Raw genomic sequence first — 14769 nt, 5'->3', positions numbered from 1 at the left:
ATGAAAGAGATTAACGGTGTTGTACCGGTCATGCTGACCCCATTCAACGAACAGAACGAGATTGACTGGCCGGGGCTGGAACGCCTGATTGAGTGGTACGTTCAGAAGGGCGTTGATGCGCTGTTTGCAGTGTGCCAGTCCAGTGAAATGCAGTTTTTATCGCTGCAAGAGCGCGTACAGTTGGGGCGCTTTGTGGTGGAGAAAACCGCAGGCCGCGTGCCGGTGATTGTTTCCGGGCATATTAGCGACGATATCGACGGTCAGCGCGAAGAATTGCTGGCGATGGCCGATACCGGGGCCGATGCATTGGTGCTGGTCACCAATCACCTCGATCCGAAAAACCAGGGCAGCGAGGTGTTCTACGCCACGCTGCAAAACCTGCTGGATGCGCTGCCGCAAAGCCTGCCGCTGGGGCTGTACGAGTGCCCGGCACCCTATCGCCGCCTGTTGACGGATGATGAGTTCTCCTGGTGCGCCCGCAGCGGACGTTTCGTGGTACTGAAGGACGTAAGCTGCGATCTGGACACGGTAAAACGCCGCGTGGCGCTGGCCGAAGGTACGCCGCTCAACATAATCAATGCCAACGCCGCTATCGCCTGGCCCGCCATGCAGGCCGGTTCAAAAGGCTTCAGCGGGGTGTTTACCAATTTCCATCCTGAGCTGTATGTCTGGCTTTATCACCACCATACGAAAGATCCGGCTCTGGCCAGTGAGCTGGCGACGTTCCTTTCCCTCGCCGCCGTATCGGAAACGCTGGGTTATCCGAAGAACGCAAAAATCTATCACCAACGCCTGGGCACCTTTGAGAGCGAAGCCTGCCGGGTAAATAAAGACAACGTGCTGGAGAAATTCTGGGGGCTGGGGGTAATCCTCGACCAGATCCGCAGCGGAACAGAATTCTATAACAATAAAATCGGCTGATTTATCTACCCTGTACCGGCACCAGAGACTATGCATCTCTCTGGTGCCCAAAAATGAAGGTGCATTCAATGAGTGAGCAAGCCATAAACGATAGCGTATTAGTTCGTGCGGTAAATAAAGCAAAATGGCGGATTATTCCCTGCCTGATCGTTATGTATCTGATGTCCTACCTTGACCGGGTAAACGTCAGCTTTGCCAAATCGGCTTATCAGGCGTCTACCGGTATCTCCGATGCGGCCTTTGCCTTCGGTGCCGGGATCTTCTTTCTCTCCTACGCGCTGTTTGAATTACCCAGCAACCTGCTGATGCACCGGGTCGGCCCGCGTGCGTGGCTGGTGCGTATTATGGTCACCTGGGGTCTCGTTTCCGCTGCAATGAGCTTTGCCTGGAACGAGCAGACCTTTTATTTCCTGCGCGTGCTACTGGGTATTGTTGAAGCCGGATTCTTCCCGACGGCAATCTACTTTATTGCACAGTGGTTCCCCTCCCGTTTTCGCGCACACATTATGGGGATCTTCTATTTTGGTTCCCCGATTGCGCTGATCATCGGCGGCCCGCTTTCTGGCCTGCTGCTGGATCTGCACGGCTTTGGCGGCTGGGAAGGCTGGCAGATTATGTTTGCAGTAGAAGGCCTGGCGGCTTCGGTGCTGGGTGTGGTGCTGTGGTTCTTCCTGCATAACTCGCCGAAGGACGTGAAGTGGCTGACGGTGGAGGAAAAACAGGCGCTGACCGCTGCACTGGATGAAGAGAAAGCCGACAAGGCCCGCGCCGGGCATACCCGCTTTATCGACGCGATTAAAAGCCCGGTACTGCTGCACTTCGCTGCTATCTACTTCCTGATTCAAATCACCGGTCTGGGCGTGGCATTTTATCTGCCAACTCAGGTTGCTGCACTGCTGGGCGTAAACATTGGCCTGATGGTCGGTTTGGTTACCGCTATTCCGTGGCTGTGCGCGCTGGTTGCCGGAGCTACCTGGCCGGGGCTGGCCGCTCGTCTGGGGCGCGCCCGTCTGTTTGGTACTATTTCGCTGTGCTGCATTGCGCTCGGTCTGGTCTCCTCTGCTCATGGTTCACCGCTGTTCGCCATTGCGGCACTCAGCTTCGTCACTATGGGCATTATGACCGCCCAGCCAATCTTCTGGACCTGGCCTACCCGCTATTACGGTGGCGCGGCGGCGGCGGCTAGCTTCGCTCTGATCAACAGCTGCGGCGCAGTAGGTGGCTTTGTTGCCCCGAACCTGCGTACCTGGGCTGAAATCTACTTCCACACCCCGACTGCCGGCCTCTATGCACTGGCGATTGCCGCAGTAATTGCCGTCGTTCTGTTTATTTTACTGCCTTCAGAAGATAAAAAAATCATTTATATCAAAGGAAAGAGTTATGAACGCAACAACGCCTGAAAAAATCCTGGTGTTAACTGAACAGTTTAAAAACAGTGATTCGATCTTCGATCCGCTACGTCAGGCTGGCTACGAGGTTGAGGTAAATGAAACCTTCAGGCTGCCCAACGAGCAGGAACTGATTAGCAAGCTTCAGCAGAACGTGGTGGCGACCATTGCCGGGGGCGAGCCTTACACCGAAAACGTGTTTGCTCAGGCGGCAAACCTGAAAATCGTTGCCCGCTGGGGCGTTGGCTACGACAAGGTAAACGTTCCGGCGGCTACCGCAGCCGGGGTACCGATTGCTATGGCGTTTGGTGCCAACCATGAAAGCGTCGCTGAGTTTGCCTATGCAATGGCGCTGACCCTGGCCTGCCGCCTGCCGCAGCGTGATGCAATGGTAAAACGCGGCGAGTGGCACTTTGACGGCTTCCACCCTGGTCTGTGGGGCCGCACCGCGGGTGTTATTGGCTTAGGCCGCATTGGCTATGCCATGGCACGCCGCTGCCATGCAGCAGAGATGCGCATTCTGGTGTGCGATCCGTGGGCCAGCGACGAGCTGCTGGCCAGCCTGAATGCTGAACGGGTCGATCTGGAAACTCTGCTGCGTAATGCCGATCTGGTATCGGTGCATGCACCGTCCACCCCGGAAAGTCGCCATACCATTAACGCCGATACCCTGGCAATGATGAAACCCGGCGCAATCCTGGTGAATACCTCTCGCGGCCCGCTGATTAATGAAGAAGCGCTGGTTGAGGCGCTGAAAAGTGGCCACCTCAGCGGTGTGGGGCTGGACGTCTACGAAGTGGAGCCGCTACCGGCCAGCTCACCGCTGCGCCAGTTTGACAATGTTCTGCTTTCGCCGCACGTTTCCGGTATGGACCGCATGGCCGAAAGACTGGTCACCGAGCGTTGTATCAACAACATCCTTAACTATCTGAAAGGAGAAAAAGACGCCCTGAAACCCTACGTTATCAATCCCGATACCCTGAAGTAACGGCCATGCCGCACCGGTGAAAGCCGGTGCGGCATGCGCCAGCACCAGTGAACGCGTACCCTACATAACATTATAAAACGGTCATCCTATGAACCGTAAAACTCGTTATATCGCAGCGTTATCACTATTCTCTACCCTCTCCGCCTCTGCCTTTGCGACTACTCGTCGGCGGCAACCAGAAGCACGAATAAACGTCCCCATAAGGCTCAGCGATATCGCCTCATTTTGAACACGATTCTGCCACGAAAAAGCAGCTCCGCCGAGCTTCAGCCCAGAGCCTCTGCCAGCTGCGTAGTACGAGGCGGCCTGAAACGGCCGCCCAGAACGACATAAGCATGACGCTCCGCTGCACGCTTCGTTACCAGCGCGTAGCCTGCATATCGATCACAAAGCGGTACTTAACGTCGCCCTTAAGCATACGGGCAAAAGCAGCCTCGATATCTTCGCCACCGATCATTTCAATTTCGGCGGTAATATTGTGCTCGCCGCAGAAGTTCAGCATCTCCTGGGTTTCCCGCATGCTGCCAATCGACGAACCGCTGATGCTTAAACGTCGAAACACCATCGGCGTAATATTCGGCGAATGGTGTGGCTGGTCCGGAATGCCTACCAACACCAGGCGGCCATTGGTTTTCAGCGCGGCCAGATAAGGATCCAGATCGTGCGGTGCTGCTACACAGTCAATAATAAAATCCAGCGAGGTTTGGCAGGCGGCCATTTGCGCGGCATCGCGCGACACCACCACCTGTTTAGCCCCCAGACGACGGGCATCTTCGCCCTTCTCTGGGGAGGTCGTAAACAGCGTCACCTCCGCCCCCATCGCACTGGCCAGCTTCACGGCCATATGGCCTAACCCCCCCAGCCCGACAACACCGACACGATCGCCGGCCTTGACGTTGAAATGGCGCAGCGGCGACCATACGGTCACGCCCGCACACAGCAACGGTGCAACCCCGGCGAGCGACAGGTTTCGTGGTACAGAAACCACAAAATGCTGATCAACAATCACGCTTTGCGCATAGCCGCCCCAGGTACTGTCGCCGGTGTATTTATCAATGCCGTTGTAGGTAGCAGTAAACCCTGCTTCACAGTACTGTTCTTCCTGTTGTTTGCAGAAATGGCACTCGCGGCAGGAGTCGACCATCACGCCCACACCGACGATATCACCGGGTTTAAAATGGCTGGCCTGGTCGCCAACCTCTACCACTCGCCCGACAATCTCATGCCCAGGCACCAGTGGATATCGGCTAACCGCCCATTCGTTACGCGCCATATGCAGATCGGAGTGGCACACGCCGCAATAGAGGATCTCGATTTTGACATCCTGCTTTTGTAACGGACGCAGCGAAACCTGGCCTGATGTTAAAGGTTGTGCCGCGTCATGTGCGACTAATGCGTTGATTTTCATAGTGCCTCAAGAATGTGCTGGTTTTGGCTAATTCAAGGGGGCAGACTATAGGTAATAAGGTTCTATATTGATAGTAGTTACCATTTGGTGACCATAAGCAGAGGACAGCACAGTGCCAGCCTGGGTTGAAGGTAAACTCTTTTTCTATGCGGACTCACCGCCGCGCCGCCTGATGGAACTTTTTTCAGTTAAATGGAGCACTATGGTGCTGCACGCGCTGTATCACTGGCCGGATGAACGCGCACGTACCGGCGAACTACAACGTAGCTTGCAGGGCATTTCCAAGAAAATGCTGTTCCAGACGCTGAAAGAGTTGGAGTCGCGAGGATTGATTGCTCGCCATGTGTATGACGTGATCCCACCTAAAGTCGATTACCGCCTGACGCCGCTTGGCAGAACCTTTGCCGAACCCATTGAGCAAATGTACCAATGGGGGCTGGAAAATCAGTCCGCACTGGATGAAATGGAAGCCTGTTATCAGGCGGCGGCGCCCAACTAACTGCGTTTGCAATACCAGCATGCGGCTATTGCGCGATGGTAATCGCCAACTACCACGGCCACATCCCTCATGTATCACTTCTGCGCGCTGATTTTCCTGTTCCGTCTGGTTTCAGGCACCATTGGCCGAGTACTCCCCTCTCTCACACAAGAGCTTCATTCATAGTCTGTATATGACCCAAAGCATCAGTAGCTGCGACTGCCGCAAAACAGTCGCAATGAGCAGGAAACGGACATGTAAGTTTCAAGTAATGGAAATCGAAGCCAGTACCGTAGCCATCACATCGAAGCTAAGGACAAAAAAAGCCTGGATAATTTCCAGGCTATAGCAAATTCATTAATAAAATACTGTGGTAAGCATTACTCTACCACCACAACTATTTTTCCTACCTGGCCATTGGCCTCCATATAGCGATGCGCATCTGCGATATCTTCGAGCCTGAAGGTTTTATCGATTACCGGCTTCAGATTGCCGGAACGCAAACCTTGTGAGACGAAGGATTTCGCTCGCGCCATTTTTTCCGCGTCGGTGGTGATTTCGAACAGCTCATAGCCTCGTAGCGTAAGATGTTTACCGAGAATGTCGAATACAGGCACAAGCAGGTCGCGACTGTCGAGCGCGCCATACTGGAAGAACATACCCTGCGGTGCCATCACCTGAGTCAGTTTTGCCACGTCCGGACCGCCGACGGGATCAAAAACAATGTGGGCACCCACGCCATCTGTTGCACGCGTGATTTCAGCCACCATATCCTGCTCGGCAGTGGCAATAACAGCGGCGGCACCGGCTTTCAGCAGCATATCGCTTTTTTCGGCGGTGCGCGTAAGCGCGATGGGTTTTGCACCCAGCATATTAGCTATCTGGATGGCAGCCAGGCCCACGCTGCTTGATGCTGCGCGGATCACCACATTCTGACCAGCCTGAAGATTGCCATATTCAACCAGCGCGCCATAAGCGGTGACATACATCATCCAGCTTGCCGCAGCTTCCTCGAAAGAAAGATTTTCAGGATGCTTCACAACAGCGTGCACCGGCGCATTCACCAGTTCGCCGTACATGCCGTATTCATTAAACATAAATGAAGGGATCACGCTGACCAAATCCCCTGTGGCAAACCCTTCAACATTTTCACCGACAGCCTGAACGACGCCAGCGGCTTCATAACCAAGACGTGCCGGAAATTCCGGCTCAATAACATACTGGCCGTTGCGGTACATGATTTCTGCACGGTTAAGGCCAATCGCATGTACGCGGATTTGGATTTCCCCGGCCGCAGGCTCCGGCACCGCCACATCAACAACCTCAAGAACCTCCGGGCCACCGGTGCGGTTAAACGTAACAACTTTCGACATATACAGACCTCGTCAGTTAGCGATATACCTAATAGATAGCGTGAAAGGCATATCCGATGAATCTGCGAACAATCTACGTGGTTGTCACCTGGGTAAAAATAGCTGCGGAGGAACTTCAGTGTTATTCATTCGGTAACAATCCGTCGGTTTCAGCCGTTCTGCTGGCAAAAATTTCGCTAAACCAGTCGATAAAGACACGTACCTGAGGGGAAAGATAGCGCCTGTCCGGATACATCACTGACACAGGCTTGGAAACTGAAGGATACTGCGTCAGGATTTCTTCAAGCTCACCGGAAGCAATATGCGCGGCAAGGGCGTCACTGGAAGCCTGGATAATCCCCAGACCGGCCAAGGCACAGGACAATAGAATATCAGAGTTATCTACCAGCATGCTGCTGGCAGGGCGCAGTGAAACAACCACCCCATGTTCAATAAACTTCCACTCCATCACCTCACGACTGTGATCGCTGAAGAAGTTAACTGCCTGGTGCTGTTCCAGTTCTGTCAGCGTTGCCGGCTTCCCATACCGTTGCAAATAGGCGGGGGCAGCGCAGGTGACCATCCTGATTTCCCCAAGACGTCTGGAAATAAAGCTTGAATCTTGCAGCTCCCCCAGGCGGACCACACAGTCCACGCCTTCGGCGATCAGATCGGTTTTTTTATCCGATGAAACCAACACCACGTCAATATCGGGATATAGCGACTTGAACTGCGCCAGATGGGGAATAAGGAGGGTATGAGCCAGCGCCAGCGGAACATCAAGCTTGAGCCGTCCACGCGGTGGCAAGGTTGATGAGTAATTGGCCATCATGCCATCAACTTCAGCCAGAAGGTGTTTGGCACGCTGGTAAAACTCGTCGCCTTTCGTCGTAACACTCAGCTTGCGGGTGGTACGATGGATGAGTTTTACTCCAAGTTCGTCCTCTAGCTGCTGTATCGCTTTACTCACTGCGGGCCGGTGCAGCTGCAGAATATCAGCAGCTTTGGTGAAGCTGCCCTGCTCAACCACCTGTATAAAAATGCTAATATATTCAATTATGTTAGAACGCATATCACTACCGTAGCCCCCTCCTCTACGAACCAAGCCAGGCCGTTTTATCATTCAGATTCACTTGCCTCGGCATCTGAAAGCTTATGTCGGCAGGAAATTAATCATTGTTCTCACTTTGTGAATTCTAACCCATATCCTTCAGAACTGATCCAAAGGACACTCAAGGGCAAAGTGAGCCAAGCATACCTGTGTTCACAAGTCTGCTTCCGACCTGTTGTGCTGCGCTTCCAAGTCCGCTTCTGGCACGGAGCAAACTTGAAAGCAAAGCCATAAGGTCTGCTGCGAGCGAGAAGCGGAAATCAACATATCTGTTAAAGTGTCTAAATTTAGTTATCCACTATAGTGGTTGGTGACTGGTCAGGGCTACCTAATAGGAACACAATGAGGCCGTATAACAATATGATTTTTAATTAATTTTACTTTGGCTGTTTTACTTGACTCCCCCAAAGATACCCCTTTGGTTTTTCTAACTCGGCTGAGATCAATGCTCAATCATTAGGAGTTAACCTTTAAAATTCCATGCAAGTATTAAAATCGTGAACTTAAATCAAATATCTGCAAACAATATTTTATGGCTTCCACAATAGACTTTATTAATTGTCATAGTCAAAATAAAAATCCAAAAAACATTTTCTATTGATGGAACTCTTTCCAAAATTTAATGTACTCTTTAACCGCTTCGTTATCGGAAAACCCTTTCCCATCATCAACAATATAATTTACGTTATGCCAGTCCATATACACAGACATGAGAGCCACTAAGTTTACTAATTTAACTGGCAACATATTCATAAAAATATCAAGATAGTAATCTTGATGTTCTTTATGGCATTTATCCTTAACCACTTTAAAAACAACATATACACATCTCACCATAGAAAATATTGCCATAGATGAATCTTCATCAATTTTGTTTATGTAATCTCTGACATCCCCAATTTCGCACCTACCATTTTCATTTATTTGTTTCTGAATAAAATCCAAAATCGCTTCTTCTAACTCACTTACAGCAGCAGAGGAGCGGCATTCTTTCCCATTAAGACTAATAGTGAAACAACTAAACTCTTCTCTTTCTGAAGATATAAGATTATAAAAACCGTCTTCAAACCGTTTTAGATGAACATCTTTCTCTTGTCTTCTTTCATCTTTAATTAATTGTTCGTTTGCTTCTCGTTGAAGTTTCAAGGAATTAATGAGCATAACAATGGTAATGAAGCTTAGGATAGGATTAAGCACACCTCCTATAAAATCCCCGAAAGTTCCCCATTCCCCTTTATCATTGGAAAGACCCTTCCATTTGCTAGTATTAAAGATATCTAATGGGCTATCCCAATGATTGAAATGAGAAAAATAAAAATACCATACAATTGCTATTAATATAAATGAAATGACTTTTATTGAGGGCATCTTCATTTACAATACTTCTCGAATTATATAAGCCTTGAGTTCTCCAATATGGTCGTGCAACTCATAAGCAGAAATGGTTATAGGTATAAAAGCATCTTTCCCACCTCTATTATTTCTATCAAGATTTCTTGAAAATTTATTTTTCTGAGACTGTAAAACATGTTCCCAATTAAGAGAGTGTCTAAATGCAACTGAATCTGACTTTCTATCTAATAACAATCGCCCAGTTCCTGTTAACATATTGAACCTAGTTATAATGACATCTTTTTCTACTGGCTGGACAGATTCATGCTCAACATTGATATTGAGAAGTGTCTGCGCATCCATTTTAGCAACAACTAAGTTTTTATTTGCTGTTCTTCTTCTCAAAAGTACATTATATTTTTGTTTTTCAACTGTCCTATGTAAATTCTGTATAGGCTCCTGAATTCTTATCAAAAGTTGTCTTTCCAGCGGTTTAAGGCGTTCTACTAAGTCGATTGCCTTCTGGCTCTTTAGATTATGAACTATTCCCATCCCTTTAGAGATGTAATATGTCATAACATCGAAAAAAACAACCTTACCAATTTCATTAAATCTTCTTATTTTTTCTGGATCATCAATTCTAAGATCAAAGTTTTGCCCAAACGATCCATCAAATGTATGTTTGAACATATTCCTTAGCCCATGTATAGAGGTTGATTTCTTTGGAACTGAATCATCTAAAATAGTGCTTGTTGTAATTTGGGTGATGTCAGAAGCCCCTGAAAAAACCTTTATGCCAGAGTTCATTTCTAATTCTTCAAAATCGTTCTGACCATGCCCAACCACAACATCCATATCTAAGTTTATCATATGATTCTCTTTCAGAATTATTGCATGTTACTTGAACAACATGCTATGTACTCACATTATGTAGAAAACCTAGGTAGACGGCTATAGACAAATGCATACTATTCTGACTTTGTCTCAAAAACTTGAGTTATACCACTTCCTGCAAATGTAGCCCATTGAAGCAACTGTAGCTTAGAGCGGTAACACTCAAGAATCCCCCTGGCGGCGGCGGGCAACAACTTTTGACAACTCACTCCCTTCACCAGCTGACTGACCTGTTCTCGATTGATTAACACATTATGATGTCAGCAATGTCCGCTTCTGGCACAAAGCGGACGTGCTTGAAAGGCCATGGGATCCGCTGTGAGCGAGAAGCGGACATTAGCGCTTTCAGCTAATAGCCACAACATTGGCTTTTTAGATATCTGGCGTTGCCAATTAAACCTCATGACGCTGGCATGGGCCGAGCTAGATTACAGGCGCTACCTTTTCACAGCCGCATCAGGCCACCGTCAACCACCAGAGTTTGTCCCGTAACAAAACGCGCATCTTCACTGGTGAGGAAAGCGACCGGCCCGGCGATATCGGCTGGCGTGCCGAGCCGCTTAATCGCCTGCATCATGTAGACCTGTGCCTTCTGCTCGTTCGGCATGCTACTCGCACCTTCCGTGTCGGTAATCCCCGGATGGACTGCGTTGACGATGATGTTATCAGCCGCAAGCTCATTGGCGAGAGCGCGGACCAAACCGACCCCACCCATCTTAGACGTAATGTAATGGGAAAAGCCCATTCCGGGCGGTGTCACCATGCCGACTGCGTTAGAACCAACGGCGACGATCGCCCCACCACCAGCCTTGCGCATCAGCGGTACAATCGCTCGGGCGCCGATCACGTGTGCATCGAGGTTCACAGCCATGACACGATGCCATTCATCCTGCGTCATCTGGTCAAGCCCGGCGATCGGGTAAATGCCAGCCGCATGCACCAAGATGTCGGCACGGCCGAATTTCTGCTCTACCTCGGTGGCAACCCGCCGCCAATCTGCCTCATTCGTCACGTCAGCGGCGATGGCAATCGCGCCGTTGCCAATCTGGGCTGCTTCCTCCCTAGCATCCTGGCGATTGACGAGGATGATTTGCGCGCCGCGCTGCGCCAAAAGATTGGCAATGCCGCGCCCGATGCCCTGCTTACCGCCGGTGATGATAGCGACCTTGTTTGCATGTGTCTTCATGGGTTATTTCCTCGGTTGTAGATTTGCAAGCGCACGCAGTCGTGGCTCGCCCACCTGTGACAGAAAATCGAATTGGTTTGGCCGCCAGCCCAGTTCGGCTCGTGTCCGCGGATCGCGCGAGCGGCTGCATGCTGACAGCAGTAGAGCTCCAAATGGGCCAAATACCTCGGTCGCCTCCCCCATCGTCAGGCTGCGCGTGTTAACCCCCAGGTCACGTGCCACGGCCTCGGCAATCCAGCGGTATGGAATTTCCCCGGCTGCGGCGTGGTACAGCGCGCCAGCCTGTCCGCGTTCGACGCCAAGGGAAAATAGCTGGGCCAGATCGGCGCTGTACACATGGGTATAAGTGGCAAGTCCGGAGCCGATGTAACAGGCAGCGCCGGTGGCGGCAACGGATCGGTACACGCTCGCTACAGGGCCATTGTCGTCTGGCCCCCAAATCACCGGGGGACGGATTACCATGCTTCGCAGACCCTGCTCGACAGCAGCGCGGACGATGCCCTCTGCCTCTACCCGGGGAAGTGCCAGTGGCTCCGGCAAAAAAGGATCGTCTTCGGCAAAGCTATCGGGGCTCCACGCCCCGCCCGTGCGTTGCATGAAAACGCCGCTACCCGACAAGAAAATAAACGTCTTGCCACTTCCCGCAAGTGCACCGCACAGCGTCCGAATAATGGCCGGCTCGTGCTCGAAGGCAACCTGGGCGGCGTAGATTGTGACTTCCGCCGAGCGTGCCGCAGCGAGCACGGGAGCGACATTGACCTCAAGATCACCGCGAACCACAGCGATACCCATAGTTTTGAGAGTGGCCGCAGTGCGATCGGTTCGCGCCAAACCGACCACTCGTTGCCCATCCGCCAGGAAATGTTTTGCTAATGTGCCGCCGACAAATCCGGATGCGCCAATGATGAATATATTTTGTGACATGAATGGCTCCTTTGCTTGTAGCCTAGGACCTATCGATATCTCTGAAAAGCCTATATTATTAGATACGAACCATATAAGGAGTAGATACTTTGCTGAACGGCATTTCCCTGGACTACTTGCGGACTTTCGTCGCTGCCGCAGACCACGGCAGCTTTTCAGCGGCTGGCCGAGTGATCGGGCGGGCGCAGTCGGTGGTAAGTCAAACCATCGCCAGTCTAGAGGGGCAGCTCGGCGTAACATTATTTGAGAGGGTTGGCCGTTACCCCAAGTTGACGGTTCAGGGAACAAACCTGTTGGCTGATGCGCGCCGCGTTGTCATGGGAGCTGACGCACTGACAGCCAAAGCACGTAGCTTCTCCGCTGGCCTGGAGTCCGAACTGTCAATCGTCGTCGATGTCATGTTTCCGCACCGCTGCCTTACCGATGCTCTCGGCAGCTTCAAGGCGCATTTTCCTTCTACTCCGCTTAGACTCCATGTCGAGGCTTTGGGCCGCGTTGCGGAGCTGGTGATCAAGGGACAGTGCAGCCTCGGCATTACAGGAACACTGCCGTTCCTACCACCGGGGCTTGTGGCCGAACGACTATTCAACGAAGAAATGATAACGGTTGCGGCACCGGGATCACCCTTAGCCGGTAGAAATGGCCCTATTGCATTTCGGGAACTGTTGGATGAAACACAGCTCGTGTTGACCGACCGTTCTTCGCTGACCAACGGGGTGGACTACGGCGTACAAGGCAAGAACATCTGGCGACTAGCTGACCTTGGTTCAAAACATGCTTTCTTGCGCGCTGGTCTTGGGTGGGGGCATATGCCGCGCTGGCTGATCGGTGAAGATTTAAAGGAAGGCCGTCTTGTACGCATCGAGTTGGAAGGACCATCGGCAGGCCTATTACCTTTTCAAGCTATCTATCCAAGCGATCGGTTACCTGGCCCCGCAGGTAGGTGGTTATTAGAGCGATTTCAACCGGCTTAGCCGTGTAAGGGACCTCGATTGGCTCACTGACCTGCCCCCTATTTATTAACGTTCCAGGCTGTAAGTTACGTCTGACTCGAAGCAGCGGTCTGAGGGAGCATCAGAGCTGCTATGAGCGAAAAACGGACACATTTATCAGACATTCCAGAAATCACATTAAACGATGGTGTAAAGATTCCACAGATTGGTTTCGGTACCATGGATCTTGCTCCTCGCGACAATACCCTACAAAGCCATGAGGTTATCAGCGTTAAAGATATCCGTACTAATTGCCTTAACATTAGAACTAATAAAAATGGTGCGAATACTAACTCAGTGCTTAATTTATATAAAAATCATTCAGAACAATATTTTGAAAGTATTTAACACATTAATTTTTAATTGAATAGGCTATGTTTTAATACAGTATTGATATTATAAATTTTTTTAAGGGAAGTTATTGCGCTTCCCTTAATGCACGCTTTAATAAATTTGAAAAATATTCATGCAAGGTATATATGCATTTTATTCAATAGGCAAATTGTGCTGTTTTAAGAAAGATAGCTTATCCCAATAGCCTCTTTGAAATATAATTTTATCATTTACTATTTGAAAAAAACCGCAACCTCTCAAACCTAATGGGGCACGCCACTCTAAAATTGCCCATTGTCCATCTTCGAAAATGTTTTCAACGATACAAACCATTTCTGGAATAGAAAAGTCTTGTTCAAACATTTTCTTTATAGCCTCTTTCCCAATAACTGGCTCATTGGCTACCTGATGGTTTATTGCATTATCATCATATAATTGTGAAATAGTTTCTACATCTGCATTATTAAATGCGTCAACCCATTGGCAAATTATTTCTTTTGGCTTCATATAAATTACCTCCAGACCTGTAAAATATTTCCTTCCAATAGCATAACATCAAAATCTTATCAAGCTCAAAATTTATTTAAAGCACAGGGAAACTCTTAAAGTGCAATAATAACTCTGACCTGCTCCCCACAAATTGATGCAGATAGATGTTAGCAACGTCCGCTCCTGGCGCGAAGCGGAAGTGCTTGAAAGGCCATTGGGTCCGCTGTGAGCGAGGAGCGGGCGTTTCATAGCGCATATAGGCAGAGTTGGCGGGCAAGTTACTCCCTAAAATAGGACATTTGCATTATGTTAAACAAAACATCAGTGACAAACTCAATATCTATCGTTCCAGATCAATCAGCGCAAGTTGCAGATGACGCTCTATAAAGTTCGTTTTTAATGCGCTATAACGATGCGCATCGTTCTTACATATCAATGCTGCTGTACGCTTTATCTCAGCGTAATCACTGGCAATATCACTGTTTTTCCTCAGATAATCGCGGAAAGAAAGATGTTTTAGTATCTGAATGTCCCCTACTGAAAACGCATGCACTTGATGGCTACGCTGATCTCCCCCCTTAATGAAGTACCGGCGTCCTGCAATGCCGTTTTCACCGCGAGCAACGTATCCGGCGTCGACCATTGCAGAGTTGCATTTATCCAGTTGGTTGATATCGACAACTTCCAGAAGTATATCAATCACTGGCTTTGCTGAGAGGCCTGGCACTGACGTACTGCCAATATGATGAACCTTCCTAGCCACGTCACCAAGCAATGCTTGTAGCAGAAAATTTTCAGCGTTAAACATAGCAGGCCATTTTTCATCGTATGGCTCCACAACGATTTCCCGCATGAATGCCTCCTTCTTTTCCGTCAAATTATTAGCATAAGAGTAGCTAAAGTATATTGAGGCGACAACGTCCGCTCCTGGCACAACGCCGCCAGCGACACGGAGCACCAAGTGCTATGAGCA

General features: G+C 49.9%; 15 protein-coding genes. 6 read left to right on the top strand and 9 right to left on the bottom strand.

Annotation, left to right across the window (positions count from 1 at the left end):
• The 3 genes from ACCC84_RS07890 (at position 1) to ACCC84_RS07880 (ending at position 3297) form a co-directional block, all read left to right on the top strand.
• Positions 1-921 carry a dihydrodipicolinate synthase family protein gene (locus tag ACCC84_RS07890; RefSeq protein ID WP_004961040.1) on the top strand — a complete coding sequence of 307 codons (921 nt, stop codon included), beginning with the start codon at positions 1-3 and terminating at the stop codon, positions 919-921.
• A gap of 68 nt (positions 922-989) precedes the next feature.
• On the top strand, positions 990-2321 hold the full coding sequence (locus ACCC84_RS07885) for an MFS transporter (RefSeq protein WP_198773003.1): 1332 nt from the start codon (positions 990-992) through the stop codon (positions 2319-2321).
• The gene (locus ACCC84_RS07880) at positions 2302-3297 is read left to right on the top strand and encodes a phosphoglycerate dehydrogenase (protein ID WP_198773004.1); all 996 of its coding nucleotides are present in this window, start codon (positions 2302-2304) and stop codon (positions 3295-3297) included. Before ACCC84_RS07885 ends, ACCC84_RS07880 begins: the two co-directional genes overlap by 20 nt.
• Positions 3298-3655: 358 nt before the next feature.
• On the opposite strand, the gene ACCC84_RS07875 is transcribed toward ACCC84_RS07880, so the two are convergent.
• On the bottom strand, positions 3656-4705 hold the full coding sequence (locus ACCC84_RS07875; protein WP_198773005.1) for an NAD(P)-dependent alcohol dehydrogenase: 1050 nt from the start codon (positions 4703-4705) through the stop codon (positions 3656-3658).
• Between the two features lie 112 nt (positions 4706-4817).
• Here ACCC84_RS07875 and ACCC84_RS07870 point away from each other — a divergent pair, with 112 nt between their 5' ends.
• Entirely contained in the window at positions 4818-5204 is a 387-nt protein-coding gene (locus ACCC84_RS07870; protein WP_039991921.1) for a winged helix-turn-helix transcriptional regulator, read from the top strand.
• 359 nt (positions 5205-5563) lie between these two features.
• Here ACCC84_RS07870 and ACCC84_RS07865 read toward each other — a convergent pair whose 3' ends face one another.
• From ACCC84_RS07865 to ACCC84_RS07840, 6 genes are all read right to left on the bottom strand, one after another.
• The gene (locus ACCC84_RS07865) at positions 5564-6556 is read right to left on the bottom strand and encodes a zinc-dependent alcohol dehydrogenase family protein (RefSeq protein WP_004961032.1); all 993 of its coding nucleotides are present in this window, start codon (positions 6554-6556) and stop codon (positions 5564-5566) included.
• Between the two features lie 121 nt (positions 6557-6677).
• Positions 6678-7607 (bottom strand): LysR family transcriptional regulator, encoded by a 930-nt coding sequence (locus tag ACCC84_RS07860; RefSeq protein ID WP_004961030.1) that lies wholly within the window; start codon positions 7605-7607, stop codon positions 6678-6680.
• A gap of 633 nt (positions 7608-8240) precedes the next feature.
• On the bottom strand, positions 8241-9020 hold the full coding sequence (locus ACCC84_RS07855) for a hypothetical protein (protein WP_371901722.1): 780 nt from the start codon (positions 9018-9020) through the stop codon (positions 8241-8243).
• Positions 9021-9848, bottom strand: a complete 828-nt coding sequence (locus ACCC84_RS07850; RefSeq protein WP_371901721.1) for a hypothetical protein — start codon at positions 9846-9848, stop codon at positions 9021-9023. It abuts the gene before it with no gap.
• 469 nt (positions 9849-10317) lie between these two features.
• Positions 10318-11058: an SDR family NAD(P)-dependent oxidoreductase gene (locus ACCC84_RS07845; protein ID WP_004961022.1), complete on the bottom strand. Its 741-nt coding sequence runs from the start codon at positions 11056-11058 to the stop codon at positions 10318-10320.
• Between the two features lie 3 nt (positions 11059-11061).
• Positions 11062-11982, bottom strand: coding sequence for an NAD-dependent epimerase/dehydratase family protein (locus ACCC84_RS07840; RefSeq protein ID WP_004961020.1), 921 nt, complete (start codon positions 11980-11982; stop codon positions 11062-11064).
• Between the two features lie 89 nt (positions 11983-12071).
• Here ACCC84_RS07840 and ACCC84_RS07835 point away from each other — a divergent pair, with 89 nt between their 5' ends.
• Both ACCC84_RS07835 and ACCC84_RS07830 read left to right on the top strand, forming a co-directional pair.
• Positions 12072-12956, top strand: coding sequence for a LysR family transcriptional regulator (locus tag ACCC84_RS07835; protein ID WP_198773016.1), 885 nt, complete (start codon positions 12072-12074; stop codon positions 12954-12956).
• A 111-nt stretch (positions 12957-13067) separates the two neighbouring features.
• Entirely contained in the window at positions 13068-13322 is a 255-nt protein-coding gene (locus ACCC84_RS07830; RefSeq protein WP_198773017.1) for a hypothetical protein, read from the top strand.
• Positions 13323-13460: 138 nt separating this feature from the next.
• Here the strand turns inward: ACCC84_RS07830 and ACCC84_RS07825 are convergent, their stop codons facing one another.
• Together ACCC84_RS07825 and ACCC84_RS07820 are read right to left on the bottom strand one after the other, a co-directional pair.
• Positions 13461-13814, bottom strand: a complete 354-nt coding sequence (locus ACCC84_RS07825) for a nuclear transport factor 2 family protein (protein ID WP_198773018.1) — start codon at positions 13812-13814, stop codon at positions 13461-13463.
• A 322-nt stretch (positions 13815-14136) separates the two neighbouring features.
• A complete protein-coding gene (locus ACCC84_RS07820) occupies positions 14137-14649 on the bottom strand; it encodes a GrpB family protein (protein WP_371901720.1) in 513 nt (170 codons plus the stop codon).
• Positions 14650-14769 lie beyond the last annotated feature (120 nt).

This window comes from Serratia odorifera (assembly GCF_041448735.1).
In the GTDB taxonomy this organism is placed as follows: Bacteria; Pseudomonadota; Gammaproteobacteria; order Enterobacterales; family Enterobacteriaceae; genus Serratia_F; species Serratia_F odorifera.
The sequence above is the reverse complement of the archived record's forward strand: the minus strand, read 5'-3'. Positions and strand labels throughout refer to the sequence as shown.

Excerpts from the sequence above, each read along its gene's own strand:
- ACCC84_RS07840 (WP_004961020.1), bottom strand. The coding sequence starts at position 11,982 with ATGTCACAAAATATATTCATCATTGGCGCATCCGGATTTGTCGGCGGC.
- ACCC84_RS07865 (WP_004961032.1), bottom strand. The coding sequence starts at position 6,556 with ATGTCGAAAGTTGTTACGTTTAACCGCACCGGTGGCCCGGAGGTTCTT.
- ACCC84_RS07880 (WP_198773004.1), top strand. The coding sequence starts at position 2,302 with ATGAACGCAACAACGCCTGAAAAAATCCTGGTGTTAACTGAACAGTTT.
- ACCC84_RS07830 (WP_198773017.1), top strand. The coding sequence starts at position 13,068 with ATGAGCGAAAAACGGACACATTTATCAGACATTCCAGAAATCACATTA.
- ACCC84_RS07845 (WP_004961022.1), bottom strand. The coding sequence starts at position 11,058 with ATGAAGACACATGCAAACAAGGTCGCTATCATCACCGGCGGTAAGCAG.
- ACCC84_RS07890 (WP_004961040.1), top strand. The coding sequence starts at position 1 with ATGAAAGAGATTAACGGTGTTGTACCGGTCATGCTGACCCCATTCAAC.
- ACCC84_RS07825 (WP_198773018.1), bottom strand. The coding sequence starts at position 13,814 with ATGAAGCCAAAAGAAATAATTTGCCAATGGGTTGACGCATTTAATAAT.
- ACCC84_RS07820 (WP_371901720.1), bottom strand. The coding sequence starts at position 14,649 with ATGCGGGAAATCGTTGTGGAGCCATACGATGAAAAATGGCCTGCTATG.
- ACCC84_RS07885 (WP_198773003.1), top strand. The coding sequence starts at position 990 with ATGAGTGAGCAAGCCATAAACGATAGCGTATTAGTTCGTGCGGTAAAT.
- ACCC84_RS07855 (WP_371901722.1), bottom strand. The coding sequence starts at position 9,020 with ATGAAGATGCCCTCAATAAAAGTCATTTCATTTATATTAATAGCAATT.
- ACCC84_RS07875 (WP_198773005.1), bottom strand. The coding sequence starts at position 4,705 with ATGAAAATCAACGCATTAGTCGCACATGACGCGGCACAACCTTTAACA.
- ACCC84_RS07860 (WP_004961030.1), bottom strand. The coding sequence starts at position 7,607 with ATGCGTTCTAACATAATTGAATATATTAGCATTTTTATACAGGTGGTT.
- ACCC84_RS07850 (WP_371901721.1), bottom strand. The coding sequence starts at position 9,848 with ATGATAAACTTAGATATGGATGTTGTGGTTGGGCATGGTCAGAACGAT.